This is a genomic window from Alcaligenes ammonioxydans, from assembly GCF_019343455.1.
Lineage (GTDB): Bacteria > Pseudomonadota > Gammaproteobacteria > Burkholderiales > Burkholderiaceae_B > Alcaligenes > Alcaligenes ammonioxydans.
Genome location: NZ_CP049362.1, coordinates 2,168,128 through 2,181,936 on the forward strand (window position 1 = coordinate 2,168,128; position 13,809 = coordinate 2,181,936).

14 protein-coding genes are annotated in these 13,809 nt (G+C 57.2%); 4 read left to right on the top strand and 10 right to left on the bottom strand.

Going from position 1 to position 13,809, the window contains the following annotated elements; translation table 11 throughout:
• The first annotated feature begins 1 nt into the window (after position 1).
• Positions 2-1,258, top strand: a complete 1,257-nt coding sequence (locus FE795_RS09980) for a Zn-dependent hydrolase (protein ID WP_165477514.1) — start codon at positions 2-4, stop codon at positions 1,256-1,258.
• Positions 1,259-1,303: 45 nt separating this feature from the next.
• On the opposite strand, the gene FE795_RS09985 is transcribed toward FE795_RS09980, so the two are convergent.
• The 3 genes from FE795_RS09985 to FE795_RS09995 all read right to left on the bottom strand — a co-directional run bounded on the left by FE795_RS09985 (position 1,304) and on the right by FE795_RS09995 (position 4,083).
• A complete protein-coding gene (locus tag FE795_RS09985) occupies positions 1,304-1,822 on the bottom strand; it encodes a GNAT family N-acetyltransferase (RefSeq protein ID WP_230406163.1) in 519 nt (172 codons plus the stop codon).
• Between the two features lie 48 nt (positions 1,823-1,870).
• The gene (locus tag FE795_RS09990; RefSeq protein WP_003799603.1) at positions 1,871-2,356 is read right to left on the bottom strand and encodes a YajQ family cyclic di-GMP-binding protein; all 486 of its coding nucleotides are present in this window, start codon (positions 2,354-2,356) and stop codon (positions 1,871-1,873) included.
• 74 nt (positions 2,357-2,430) lie between these two features.
• Entirely contained in the window at positions 2,431-4,083 is a 1,653-nt protein-coding gene (locus FE795_RS09995; RefSeq protein WP_003799601.1) for an acyl-CoA synthetase, read from the bottom strand.
• A gap of 201 nt (positions 4,084-4,284) precedes the next feature.
• Here FE795_RS09995 and crcB point away from each other — a divergent pair, with 201 nt between their 5' ends.
• Together crcB and FE795_RS10005 are read left to right on the top strand one after the other, a co-directional pair.
• The gene (gene crcB, locus FE795_RS10000) at positions 4,285-4,671 is read left to right on the top strand and encodes a fluoride efflux transporter CrcB (RefSeq protein ID WP_003799599.1); all 387 of its coding nucleotides are present in this window, start codon (positions 4,285-4,287) and stop codon (positions 4,669-4,671) included.
• Positions 4,668-5,420 (top strand): glutamine amidotransferase, encoded by a 753-nt coding sequence (locus FE795_RS10005; RefSeq protein ID WP_003799596.1) that lies wholly within the window; start codon positions 4,668-4,670, stop codon positions 5,418-5,420. Before crcB ends, FE795_RS10005 begins: the two co-directional genes overlap by 4 nt.
• Here the strand turns inward: FE795_RS10005 and FE795_RS10010 are convergent.
• The gene (locus FE795_RS10010; RefSeq protein ID WP_003799594.1) at positions 5,369-6,196 is read right to left on the bottom strand and encodes an AraC family transcriptional regulator; all 828 of its coding nucleotides are present in this window, start codon (positions 6,194-6,196) and stop codon (positions 5,369-5,371) included. The genes FE795_RS10005 and FE795_RS10010 overlap by 52 nt on opposite strands.
• A gap of 85 nt (positions 6,197-6,281) precedes the next feature.
• On the opposite strand from FE795_RS10010, the gene FE795_RS10015 reads away from it, so the two are divergent.
• Positions 6,282-7,286 carry a bile acid:sodium symporter family protein gene (locus FE795_RS10015; RefSeq protein ID WP_003799592.1) on the top strand — a complete coding sequence of 335 codons (1,005 nt, stop codon included), beginning with the start codon at positions 6,282-6,284 and terminating at the stop codon, positions 7,284-7,286.
• A 170-nt stretch (positions 7,287-7,456) separates the two neighbouring features.
• On the opposite strand, the gene FE795_RS10020 is transcribed toward FE795_RS10015, so the two are convergent.
• From FE795_RS10020 to FE795_RS10045, 6 genes are all read right to left on the bottom strand, one after another.
• Positions 7,457-8,272, bottom strand: a complete 816-nt coding sequence (locus FE795_RS10020) for a TlpA disulfide reductase family protein (protein ID WP_131070629.1) — start codon at positions 8,270-8,272, stop codon at positions 7,457-7,459.
• 92 nt (positions 8,273-8,364) lie between these two features.
• Complete coding sequence (locus tag FE795_RS10025) at positions 8,365-9,033, bottom strand: phosphoribosylanthranilate isomerase (RefSeq protein ID WP_131071827.1); 669 nt, start codon at positions 9,031-9,033, stop codon at positions 8,365-8,367.
• A 59-nt stretch (positions 9,034-9,092) separates the two neighbouring features.
• A complete protein-coding gene (locus FE795_RS10030) occupies positions 9,093-10,766 on the bottom strand; it encodes a TRAP transporter large permease (protein WP_003799586.1) in 1,674 nt (557 codons plus the stop codon).
• Between the two features lie 2 nt (positions 10,767-10,768).
• Entirely contained in the window at positions 10,769-11,386 is a 618-nt protein-coding gene (locus tag FE795_RS10035; RefSeq protein ID WP_003799584.1) for a TRAP transporter small permease subunit, read from the bottom strand.
• Positions 11,387-11,561: 175 nt separating this feature from the next.
• Complete coding sequence (truA, locus tag FE795_RS10040; RefSeq protein ID WP_003799582.1) at positions 11,562-12,386, bottom strand: tRNA pseudouridine(38-40) synthase TruA; 825 nt, start codon at positions 12,384-12,386, stop codon at positions 11,562-11,564.
• Positions 12,387-12,401: 15 nt separating this feature from the next.
• A complete protein-coding gene (locus tag FE795_RS10045) occupies positions 12,402-13,808 on the bottom strand; it encodes a type IV pilus assembly protein FimV (protein WP_131070630.1) in 1,407 nt (468 codons plus the stop codon).
• Position 13,809 lies beyond the last annotated feature (1 nt).

The window sequence follows — 13,809 nt, forward strand, 5'->3', positions numbered from 1 at the left end:
CATGAGCACCGCCTTGAGCGCCAACACTGAAACAGTCCGCATCAATATTGACAGACTGTGGGACTCACTGGAAAAAATGGCCGAAACCGGCCCAGGCATTGCTGGAGGCTGCAATCGACAAGCCCTGACCGACGAAGACGATAAAGGACGCAAGCTGTTCGTAGAGTGGTGTCAACAGGCCGGTCTGTCCGTTACGGTCGATCAAATGGGTACCCTCTTTGCGAGTCGGCCCGGCAGCGACCCGCAGGCAGCTGGCATCTATATTGGTTCTCATCTGGATACCCAACCGACGGGCGGGAAATACGATGGCGTCCTGGGCGTATTAAGCGGTCTGGAAGTAGTACGCACCCTTAATGATCATGGCATCCGTACTCAACGCCCGATCGTCATCAGCAACTGGACCAACGAGGAAGGCTCCCGCTTCGCCCCCTCCATGCTCGCCTCAGCCGTCTTTGCAGGGGTCTATTCCTTGGAGTATGCACATGGCCTGAAAGACCAGGCGGGCATCACGCTTGGCCAGGAACTGACGCGTCTGGGCTGGCTAGGGTCAGAACCTGTGGGCAAACGCACGATGCACGCCTATCTGGAATACCACATCGAGCAGGGCCCCATTCTGGAGGCTCAGCACAAAACGGTGGGGGTGGTCACGCACTGTCAGGGCCAATCCTGGCTGGAGGTGACCTTGACGGGACGTTCAGCTCACACCGGCTCCACTCCCATGACCATGCGCGCTAACGCCGGTTTGGCGATGGCACGCATTATCGATGCGGTCGACCACATTGCCATGGCCCATCAGCCCAATGCAGCCGGCTCCGTGGGGCAGATCAAGGTCTATCCCAACTCCCGCAACGTTCTGCCCGCCAAAGTCATCTTCACCATCGATATACGGGCGGCAGACAAACATAAATTCGACCGGATCTGCACTTTGGTCAGGGACAAAATCCGCGAGATCAGTCATGCCCATGGCGTGGCCTTCTCCATTGAAAAAATAGGCCACTACGATCCTGTCGAATTTGATGCTGACATGACGGGAATCATTCGCCAGGCTGCTGAGGACATGAACTATCCACACATGGATATCACGTCGGGCGCCGGACACGACGCCACCTGGATTGCCCGTGTGGCGCCCACCGCCATGATCTTTTGTCCTTGTGTCGGCGGCGTCTCCCATAACGAATCGGAAGCGATTTCCCCGGAATGGGCGCAGGCGGGAGCCAATGTCTTGCTGCAAACCGCCCTGCAACTGGCCAATACCTAAGGTGCCCCCACGGGCTTCACCGCCCGACCGGCTCCTCCAGGCCGCTCAGTCCAAAGGCAGCAAGCAATGCATAAAGCGTGCTTGCTGCCCATATTGCCGCAGCTTGTTTTCCAGGACCGCGGGCTCCATGCCCTGTACAGGCTGATACCCCCGTTTGAGCCAATAGTCGACCGACGGCCCCAACGACACCAAACTACCCCGACGCAACCCCCGTTGCCGCGCATACTGCCGGCCGGTACGCAGCAGCGCCCCTGCAATGCCACGGCCCTGTCCATGGCGTCGCACGGCACAATCGTGAATGAACCATTGATCGGCCAGCGAAGGCAACTCTTCAAGCGTGTCTCCCAGCGAGGGAGGTAACAGCCCTGCCCAGGGATAAGACACCAGATACCCCTGCAATTGACCGTCCCGGTCACGTGCTACCCAACAGCTCTCGGGGGACAGATCCAGACGGTTCTGATAAAAGTGGCGGTCTTCCAGAATATCTGTGTCATACACATCGGCCTGAACGTCCAGCACCTGGTCCAGGTCGTGCAAACGCATTAACTCAATCTGTAAGGTCATAACAGCTACACGGCGGCCCAACATCACCACCGTGCCATTTCACTCGGTTTAATCGCGGAAGTTATCGTACTGCAAGGGCAGTTCCACATCGGTCTGCTTCAACAAAGCGATGGCCGCCTGCAAATCATCACGCTTTTTGCCGGTAACGCGCAGCTTCTCGCCTTGAATCTGGGTCTCCACCTTAAGTTTGGCATTCTTGATGGCGGCAATCAGCTTCTTGGACGTAGGCTGATCCAACCCCTGACGCACCTTCACTTTCTGACGCGCACCTGCCACATTCTCCAGCACCTTCTCGGTTTCCAGACAGCGCACATCAATGCCACGGGCGGCAATACGGCCACGCAGAATCTGCATCATCTGCTCGAGCTGAAAAACGCTGGGAGCCGACTGCAAAATCGTGGTTTCATCCTCAAGTTCAAATTTGGCATCCGTACCTTTGAAGTCAAAACGGGTGGCCAGCTCGCGGCTGGCCTGTTCGACTGCGTTACGCAGCTCGTGCGTGTTGACCTCGGATACAACGTCAAAAGATGGCATTCCTAACCGTCCTGTTCCATAAGTGCCTACAGGCCGCCCGAAGCGACCTGTGTGCTTTTTAAATAACGCCGGCCTCAGTCCGAAGCGACTTGCTTGGCCTGCTGACGCAGCGCGAATTTCTGTATTTTACCGGTTGCCGTTTTGGGCAATTCCATAAAACTGAAATATCGCGGTATTTTAAAGCCAGCCAGGTGTTGCCGGCAATGCGCGCGCAACTCCTCGACCGTGACCTGGGCGCCAGGGCGCAGTTCGACATAGACATGCGGCGCTTCGCCCCAGCGCTCGTCGGGCTGGGCAACGACGGCCGCCGCCTGCACCGCCGGATGCCGGTACATGACATCCTCAATTTCAATAGAGGAAATATTCTCGCCCCCGGAAATGATGATGTCCTTGCTACGATCCTTGATGCGCACATAGCCATCGGGTTCACACACCGCCAGATCGCCGGTATGAAACCACCCCGCTCCCAGGGATTCCTGGGTAGCCTCGGGGTTTTTCAGATACCCCTTCATGGTGATATTGCCGCGGAACATGATCTCACCCATGGTCTGACCGTCTGCCGGAACCGGCTGCATGGTTTGCGGGTCCAGAACCTTGACCGCCCCTTGCAGGTGATAACGCACCCCCTGTCGGGCGTTGCGCTGCGCGCGCTCCTGGATGCCCAGCTCATTCCAGGGAGCGTGCTGCGCACAGACGGACGCCGGACCGTAGGTTTCGGTCAGCCCATACACATGGGTCAGCGCAAAACCCATGCGCTCCATGCCCTCGATCATGGTGGCCGGTGGAGCCGCACCCGCCACCATGGCGGACACGCCTTTGGGCAAACGAGACTTCAGGGTTTCATCGGCATTGACCAGCAAGGAGTGCACGATGGGCGCGCCACAGTAATGGGTAACACCGTAATCGACCATATTGTCGACCATGGCCTGCGCTTCCACTTTACGCAAACAGACATTCACACCGGCACGAGCCGCGATCACCCAAGGGAAAGTCCAGCCATTGCAATGGAACATGGGCAAGGTCCACAAGTAAACGGCATGCTTGGGCATGTCCCACTCCAGCACGTTGGACAGCGCCCCCAGATACGCCCCCCGATGATGATAGACCACGCCTTTTGGCTTGCCCGTTGTGCCACTGGTGTAATTCAGGGCAATCGCGTCCCACTCGTTGGCCGGCAGTTGCCAATCGTAATCTGGATCTCCACCATCCACAAACGCTTCATAAGTTTGCGAACCGATCCCTTCGGCCCCTTGGTCGAAATAGGGGTCCACCACATCAATGACCAGGATGGGCGCTTTGCTCTCACGCAGGCTCAAGGCTTCCTTCATGACGGCGGCAAACTCGCTGTCGACCAGCACGGCCCGTGCTTCACCATGATCGAGCATATAGGCGATGGTACTGGCATCCAGACGGGTATTGAGCGTATTCAAAACGGCACCACACATGGGTACGCCGAAATGTGCCTGCACCATGGGAGGCGTGTTGGGAAGCATCACGGCCACGGTATCGCCCTTGCCGATGCCGGCCTTGGACAACGCGCTGCCCAACTGACGGGTGCGGGCATACAGTTGCGACCAGCTCATCTTGATACCGTCTTGGGCGGGCCCGTAAACCAGAGCCGGGTAGTCAGGGTAGACAAAAGCACTGCGCTCGATGAAATCCAGCGGCGACAAAACACGATAGTTGGCGTCTGTCTGGGGCAAATCCTGATCGTAAATACTCACCACAAAGTCTCCAAAAAAGGGCGGTCTAACCGAAATTCACGGTGGTCCGTCTGATAATTGCGCTCTTACATTAGCTGGACACAGCGCTTTGGGCAAGGTCGCCTTTTCAGCTGTACAAGAGCATAATGACACGCTATCTAAGGTATATATCGCGATCGGCTGACTGCTCGCTGACAGTTTGCCCCCCCTACCCGAAGGCCTTTCATGCCCGTAGCCATGCTTTATATTGCCGCCGGCGGCGCCCTGGGCGCGCTGGCACGCTGGTTCCTCAGTCAGGCACTCAACACCCTGTTCCCCACCTTGCCACCAGGCACCTTGCTGGCCAACTTGATCGGCGGCTATTTGATGGGCATCGCCATGGCCTGTTTCAACCAGTGGGGACTGGGTCACGAAGGCTGGCGCATGTTTGTCATGACCGGCTTTCTGGGTGGCCTGACTACCTTTTCCACCTTCTCTGCCGAGATCATGACCTTAATGATGCAGCAGCGCTATCTGTGGGCACTGGGCGGCATTGCCGTGCATGTCATCGGTTCTTTACTGATGCTGGGCTTGGGCATGGTCACGTGGAGCCTGTTTCGAGGGCAAGCATGATGGACGTCCATTTTCTTCAGGCCGGTTCACCTCCGCCGGATGTTGAGCAGCGCTTTGGCAATCAGAACGCCTGGTTCAAACGTGCACTGCAAACACTGCCGGTCAACATCCGTACCTGGCGTGTGCATCAGGATAAAGCCTTGCCCGCTGCAGACTGCCCGGACCCTGTGGTGATCAGCGGTTCCTGGAACATGGTCACTGATCGTCTTGACTGGAGCGAGAACCTGGCCGCCTGGATTCGTGAGCGTTATCAGACTCAAATGCCTCTGCTGGGCATTTGTTACGGTCATCAACTGATGGCTCATGCCTTGGGTGGACGCGTCGATTACGCTCCAAAAGGCGCTGAGGTGGGCTATTTACCTGTCCAGCTCTCAGAGCAGGCGCAACACCATGAACTGCTGGCAGACCTGCCCATGCAATTTCCTGCCTTGCTCACCCATCAACAAAGTGTGCTGAGCCTGCCCGATCACGTAGAAGTGCTGGGTCGTTCCGCGCAGGACCCTCATCAAATCCTGCGTTATGGCCCATCGCAATGGTCGGTCCAGTTTCACCCCGAATTTTTCGCCGGCTTGCTGCGCTACTGTGTCTTGCGCAAGGCCGACTTCTGGAGAGCACAAGGCATCGACCCACAGGCACTGGCCGACCCGATCCAGGACACGCCCGACGCCCACCGCCTGCTCTGTCATTTTGTGCGGACTTACTCATCCAGCGGGCCCAAGGGGCGACGGAAAAACTCGCCTGGCGTTTGACCCATCAAGTCTCTAAATGCCGCCACAAAAGCCGACATGCTTTCGTAGCCACAGGCCAAGGCTACATCAGTCACGCGCTCGTGGCGCTCTAACAAGGGCAAGGCGCTCATGACGCGCAGGCGCTGGCGCCACACCCGAAAAGTCAAACCAGTTTGTTGCCGGAATAGACGGCTTAGCGTTTTTTCTGACAAACCTTGCTGCTCAGCCAGCTCGTGCAAACTCCAATCGACCGCTGGCTGAGCCTGAAGCTGCTCACAGACCTGCAACAAGCGTGAGTCCGATGGCCAGGGCAGAATCAGACCGCTTTCAGGGGCGGCCAACAGGCGATCGAGCAGGACCTGTACCAAACGCCCTTGCGCCCCCTCTCGCTCATACAGGACCGGCAATAAACTAAACTCGCGAATCAATTCCCGCAATAAGCGGTCCACCGCCACCACCCGACACGCAAGGGGTGCCTGCGGCAAGGCGCTGACATCAATATAAAGACTGCGAATCTGGGCATCGGGTGAACTGCGTACCCCATGCTCGACGCCTGCTGGCACCCAGACCGCCTGCTGGGGCGGTGCCATGAAGCGCCCACTGGCCGTGCGCACCTCAATCACACCGGTCAGCGCATAAGAGAATTGCACCCAAGGATGACGATGCGGGCGCGCAATGGCCTGATTGGGCAAGGTACGTTCCTGACCATAGAGTGGTCTGGGCAGATACCGCAGCTGCTGCAAACTCTCTGGAATCCGCTCGGCGGGTTGCAGAATGTCCGTTTGTCGATAATCCATATCCGTTTAGCGATAAACACCCAAAAAAGTCTACGGTAAAGTGAGGCCTTTCATAACGCAAGCCTTTCAAGCCTCTCACAAACCCATGCTCTCTCAACTGCGACTGCTTTTTGACAACTTCACTCTGATCCTGATCGGCGTTGTGGCGCTGGCCAGCTTCTTTCCCGCCTATGGTCAGGGCGCCGTGATTTTTGATGTGATTACCGGTCTGGCCATTGCCCTGCTGTTTTTCATGCATGGCGCCAAGCTGTCTCGCGAGGCCATCATTGCCGGCGCAACCCACTGGCGTTTGCACCTGTTGGTCTTTGCCTGCACCTTTGTGATGTTCCCTCTTTTGGGCCTGATCTCCAAGCCCATTTTGTTGCCTTTGCTGGGCATGCCCTTATTTGTCGGCATTTTGTATATGTGCGCCTTGCCCGGCACCGTGCAATCGGCCATTGCCTTTACCTCGATTGCTCGCGGCAACGTACCAGCCGCCATTTGCAGTGCCTCGGCCTCCAGCCTGATCGGCATTGTGCTCACTCCCGTGCTGCTCAAGCTCTTGCTGGACGCGGACGGCGGCTCGGCCAGCTCGACGGTGGACGCCATCAAGAAGATCAGCCTGCAATTGTTGCTGCCTTTTGTTGTGGGCCATCTGATGCGCCCCCTGATTGGCAAGTGGATGGATCGCAACCGCAAATGGCTGCGCAGTGTGGATCAGTCTTCCATCCTGCTGGTGGTCTACACGGCTTTTAGCGCGTCGGTAATCGGCGGTCTGTGGCAAGCTGTTCCACCCAAGTCCCTGGCTATTCTGACCGTGGTCTGCGTGGTGTTACTGGCCATTATCTTGTTTCTGACGACCTGGATGGCCCGCAAGCTGGGCTTTAGCAAGGAAGACGAAATCACGATTGTGTTCGGCGGCTCCAAGAAAAGTCTGGCAACCGGTGTGCCCATGGCCCAAGTGCTGTTTACCGGCGCTGCGATTGGCCCCGCTCTGCTACCCATCATGATCTTTCATCAGATTCAATTGATGGCCTGCGCCTTCATTGCGAATCGATACGCACAGCGCCCAACAACACCAGAAGAAAAGATGTCTCTGCAAAAAGCCTGATACGTAAGCGATGATGGCCCAGTTTCAGGAACACTGGGCCATTGCGTGCCAGGGCACTGAAACGCAACAAGCCGCAGGTCTTCTCAGCCCAAAGCTGTTTGTCGCCGCCCTCACTTGCTCTCTAGCGCGCCGTAGCTCATTGAGAACGCCATGGACAATGCGCCCCCCGCTCACTGCAAGGTATTGATCTTGTCATTCAAGGTCGCTGCCGACAATTCTCCGGCCCGCACATCCACCAGACGACCCTGCTCATCCAGAAACAAGGTCGTTGGCAAACCCCGACTGCGCACGGCCTGCCCCAGCTGCATATGCGGATCGCGCCACATATTGCCCAATTCCAGGTTTTCCTCATTCAGATAGTGCTGGATCGCCGTCAGCTCCTCGCCCTGGTTGGCGAACACAATATTCACATCGCTTCGGCTGGCTTGCACTTGCTGGAATGCTGGCATCTCGCGGCGGCACGGCGGGCACCAGCTGGCCCAGAGATTCACGACGGTTACCTTCCCCTTGTACTGATCCAGATTGTCCGGCGTACTGAAGTCTGCCTGCAGGGGAATCAAGTCTATCTCGGGCAAGGGGATGGATGGTTCAAGGCCACCTCGGCCCGTTGCGACCATAATCAGCGAAAACGCAGCGACACCAATAGCAAGGCCACCGGCCACCGCTGGCAAGACCGCCTTGTCACGCAGCACACGCCACAGCACGTAGAACCAGCCCGCCGTCACTGCAGCCGGAATCATCAAACCGCCATCGCGCACATCCAGCCAGCTCAAGGGGTCATTGTGATAGAACTCCCATTGCTGAATGAGAAAGCCCAGGCGGCCGACCAAGACCCCCAGAAGAACGGCGCGCCATAAGACTGATTCCGCCCGGGTCTGTCGGCGTCTGTCCAGCCAGGCCGCCAGAAACAGCCCCAAGAAGGCCGCGACCAAGAACGCAAACAAGGACGTGGCAAAGGTAAAAGGACCGAGCTGTATGCTTTGCATAACCATAAATCCTGAGAAGACCAGATAAAAACAGACCCGCCTTAAGCGGGTCGGGCCAACAAGAACAGACAGCCATCGCGCGTAAAGATTCCCTAGTTCCGGGAAGCCTCGCTCAACATCTGCATGAATTGACCCATCTTGGCAGGGCATTTGACGCCGGGCTCCAGCTCAACACCGCTGCTCACATCAATCGCATAAGGTCGATGCAATGCGACTCGATCGGCCACATTATCGATACGCATGCCTCCAGCCAGAACCAGGGGCGGCAGGCCTTCCTGGGAGCGCAGACGCAGTTGCAGGCCCTGGATCAAGGCCGGATCGAAGGCCGTACCCGTGCCGCCATAAGCATCGTGATAGCCGTCCATCAACCAGGCTCGCGCATCGGGATACTTCATGCACTGCTCAAACAGGCTGTCTACCGTGTCCAGGCCGGGCGCCCCGACACGGAAAGCCTTGATATACGGATGAGCATAGCGCCGGCATTCTTGCGGACTTTCTTCCCCATGAAATTGCAGCAGGTCCGGTTGCACCTGCTCCAGAATCTCCCGCACAAAGCCTTCGGGGGCGTTCACAAACAGACTTACCGCCTGCACGAATGCCGGGACATGGGCGCGCAAGGCGACAGCCTGCTGGGTGCTGAGCATGCGGGCACTTTTCGGATAAAACACAAACCCCACCGCATCCGCGCCCAATTGGACGGCAGCATCAATATCCTGCGCTCGGGTAAAGCCACAAATCTTGACTCGGGTACGGCTGTACATCATTGATCCTCGAATAAAAAACGGGGGCCCGATGCCCCCGTTTGAAAGATGGAACGACTTTATTGGAAACTGCTGGCGGCGTCATCCATACCAAAGCCATAGCTATCAGAGCCGTAGGTCGACTCGGTACCAAACTGGATCTGCGAGTCCTCCAACAGAACTTCGCCGTCTTTGTAATGCGTGACCAGCCCGGGAAAGACCAGCACAGCGGCGACCATCAATAACTGGATGATAATAAAGGGCACCGATCCCCAGTAAATATCGGTCGTTGCCACTCGCTTGACCCGCTCGCCCGTTACCTTGTCGGTGTAATCCTCTTTCGGAGCGACCGAACGCAGGAAAAACAGCGCAAAGCCAAAAGGCGGGTGCATGAAGGAAGTCTGCATATTGACCGCCAGCAAGACACCGAACCAGATCAGGTCAATCCCCATCTTGTCGGCAATCGGCCCGAGCAACGGCACAATAATAAAGGCCAGCTCAAAAAAGTCCAGAAAGAAGGCCAGCAGAAAGGTCAGAATGCTGACAATGATCAGAAAGCCCCACTCTCCGCCAGGCATGTCGATCAGCAGGTGCTCCACCCACAAATCGCCATTGATGCCGCGAAAGCTCAGGCTGAACACCGTAGAGCCCACCAGAATAAAGACCACAAAGCAGGACAGACGGGTGGTGGACTCCATCGCCTGACGCAACAGCTTCCAAGACAAACGCCCACGCGATACGGCCATGATGATGGCCCCTACGGCCCCCATTGCCCCGCCCTCGGTCGGTGTCGCCACGCCAATAAAGATTGTGCCCAGCACCAGAAAGATCAGAAACAGGGGCGGCACCATCACGAAGACCACGCGCTCGGCGATCCTGGAGAGCATCTTGAGCTTGAGCAGCTTGTTGGCCAGCGCGATCAACCAGGCCGTCATGCCCCACAGCAACATCAGCACAACAATATGCTCGTCCATCGGAATATTGGGATGCGTGGCAAAGTAGTGCTGAGAACCAAAATAGGCCACAGCAGACGCCACGATCGTCAGGACTACCAGGGAAGTCAGGCCACGACTGCCATCAGGCTCCATGTACACACGGGCCTCGGGCGGCAGGGCTGGCGCCGACTTGGGCTTGATGTACGACATCACCACAATGTACAGAATATAAATCACCACCAGCAGCAAGCCGGGCAACATCGCACCGCGATACATGTCGCCTATGGATCGACCCAGCTGGTCAGCCAGAATAATCAACACAATTGAGGGAGGAATGATCTGCGACAGCGTGCCCGAAGCAGCGATCACGCCGGTAGCCAGTTTGCGGTCATAGCCATAGCGCAGCATGATGGGCAAGGAAATCAAGCCCATGGAAATCACCGAAGCCGACACCACGCCTGTGGTGGCGGCCAGCATGGCACCGACCAGTACCACCGCAATGGCCAGTCCGCCGCGCAAGGGGCCGAACAACTGCCCGATGGTATCAAGCAGATCTTCCGCCATTCCCGATCGTTCCAGTATCAGGCCCATCAAGGTAAAGAAGGGAACGGCCAACAAGGTGTCGTTCTCGACGATTCCAAATACCCGTTGCGGCAAGGCCTGGAACAAGGCCGGCTGCATCATGTCCAGCTCAATGGCGACCAGACCATACAACACCCCGATCGCCGACAAGGTAAACGTCACGGGGAAACCCAACAGCAAAAACACGATCAGGTTAAAAAACATGATCGGAGCCAGATTATCAACCAGAAATTCCATTGTTACTGGCCCTTAGAAACAGAAATCGTTGCGTCATTTGCCCGGGCTATCTCCAGGATCTCCTTGGCCAGCTCTTCCTCAGCACTTAACCCGCCGTTTTTAAGCAAGGGGTTGGGACAAGCACCCCGCAAAAAGCCGATGCATTTGATCAGATGCGAAATACCGGCCAGTGCCAGCAAGGCGAATCCGACCGGAATCAAGAGCTTGACCGGCCAACGCGCCAGCCCACCCGTATTGGAGGACTGCTCGTTCAACACATAAGACTGCTCAAAAAATGGAATGGAGAGCCAGAAAATCAACAGCGTGGCGGGCAAAAGAAAAAAGATGACGCCAAAAATGTCGATCCAGACTTGAACACGAGGTGGGAAGCGTTCTGCCACGGCATCCACCCGTACATGCTCATTGACAAAGAAGGTATAGCCCGCCGCCAGCAGGAAAATTGCACCGAACAAATACCATTGCAATTCCAGCCACTGGTTGGAGCTAATGCCGTAGACCTTGCGCACCACGGCATTGATCGCACTGACCAACACCACAATGAGGGTCAGCCAGGTTACGGATTTACCAACGACCGTGTTCAGTCGGTCGATCAAACTAGACAATCGTAAAAAGAATTTCATGGCCTTGCTCAGGATATGGTCGCCTTCAGGACTCGCTTGTGGCGGATGCCCGAAGGTGGTCGGCCTTATACAGATAAGAATGTAAGAAAGAAAATGGCTTCACATTTTATACGATTGAAACAGGTGAAGCCGATTCGGATACCGGGGATAAACCCTTTAGAAATGCGCTAGATCATCATTTATTTTCAGCTGCCTTGGCAAAACGCAGTCCGCTCAATTCATAGAGCAAGTCATCGGGGTCCGACGTGGGGAGATCAAAGTGAGCCGGATAATCCACCCCGGCCAGATACAGGCCACTGGCCTCAAAAGTCGGAGCCGACAAGCGGCGATCACGCTGGGCCAGGAGATGCAGCACCCAGGAGGGAGGCTGGCGGCCTTGTCCGATATAGACCAGCATGCCCATCAGATTACGGATCATGTGATGCAAAAACGCATTGGCGCTAAAGCGAAATAGAAAAAAATCACCCTGCTGCTGAATCTGAATCTGGGTCATGGTCCTTACGGGACTGGCAGCCTGGCACTGCGAGGAGCGAAACGCACTGAAGTCGTGCTCACCCACCAAGTGCTGGGCAGCTTGCTGCATCAGGGACAGCTCCAAAGGACGAAACACCCAGGCAACCCGCCCCTGCAACAAAGGGGAGCGTACCCGGTGTTGGCGCAGCAGGTAGATATAGTGACGTCCTTGCGCGGAAAAGCGCGCATGGAAGTCTTCCGGCACTTCGCGCGCCCATTGCACCGCTACCGAGTCCGGCAACAACGCGTTAAGCCCGCGCACCCAGGACTCCAGACTACGCTCGACTGTCGTGTCCAGATGAACCACTTGATTGAGCGCATGAACGCCCGTATCCGTGCGCCCGGCGCAGATCGTAGAAACGGGCTGGGCCGTAAAACGGCCCAGTGCCTGCTCCAGAACATCTTGAACGGTGTTGCCACCGGCCTGACTTTGCCAGCCTAGCCAGGGCGTCCCCTCATAGCAGACACCCAGTGCAATACGTTTCATGGTGGGTTTTTTGCCTTACTGACGTACAGGAGGCTCGTCCGAAGGCGGCTGATCCAGGTCCAGATTGATTTTTTCCAGCTTCTCCCGAACCATTGCCTCGCTGACAGGCGCAGGCGAATCATCACCATGACGATTTTCGGTATTGGCCCGGCGCAAGACCCAGGTCACCAGGACCACGATCAACGCCAGTACCACGGCCATGACGGCCAACATATGTTCTTGTATCCAGGACACGGTCTTTTTTGCCTTGTTAACTGCACCGGCCATCTTGCCCTGCTCGGGCTCGGGAGGCACGGAAATCGCTCCTGCCACCGCGGCAGAAGAAGCGGCGCCAGAAGCGCCAGATTGAGAAGATGGGTGGGTCGTCTCACTGCCGGACTGGCCCAGACCCAGCTCGTTAGCAGAGTCCAGAATCAAGTCTTTGGCCGCCTCGCCTTGGGACTGCAAGGCACGGCCCAGCGTCGAGACATTTTCTTCCAACTGCGAAACACGATCCCCGGTCTCACGTAATTCGTGCTGCAATTGCTGCTTGTCATCACGGGCTTGAGAACCGGCCGACAGAAGCAGACGATCCTGGCCTGCCCCATTTGCAGCGGATTCGCCACTCTCGGTCTGCATCCGACCTTGGGACGCATCGCCCTGATCGCCTCCAGCTTGCGCTGCCAAGCGCAACGCCTGGGCCTGATCCACGTAGAAACGGCGGGCCTGGGCATCGTTTATCGCCAACATGGCCGCCGCATCCGGAATCTGCAGAGTCTTGCCGGCCTTCAGACGATGCATGTTCTGATCGATGAAGGCATCGGGGTTGTGCTGCTGCACCGCCCGCATCCACTGGTAAGCGCTGACACCGGCCACGGCGTGGCGACGGGCCAAAGCATGCAAGGTATCGCCCGAGCGGACGCGCACCGCATTCGCGCCTTTCGTATCCGATGAGTTCGACGCAGCTGAAACCTGCACCGCCACAGGGGCCGGACGAGCCACCTGAGCCTGGGCCACCGGCCGGACAGTCAGTGGGGCGGGAGCCAGAACACTGACCTGATGCAAGAACTGCCCGCTGTCGCTTTGAATCTGCAACAGCACATCCGCAACAGAACCCGAGAACATCTGCTCGGAGGACAGCCGGATACGTCGCACCTGCCCCTGCTCGTCACGCTCGATGAATGCTCTGAGAGACTCCAGATCAACGGGCGGTGTCAAGCCAGCCTGTTGCCAGGCCGACAACGGTGCGGGCGCCACTTTCAATGACAGACTTTCTTCGGGACTGATCTGGCGAATACCCACATCCAACGTGAAAAGCTGATTGGGCGCGGACACCAGACGACTATGACCGAGCTCCAGCGCGCACACCGGCGCGGCCGCCAGCATCCCGGCCACAAGCAGGGCCGAACCCAGCGTACGTACAGGATGCAGACGGCCAGCCATG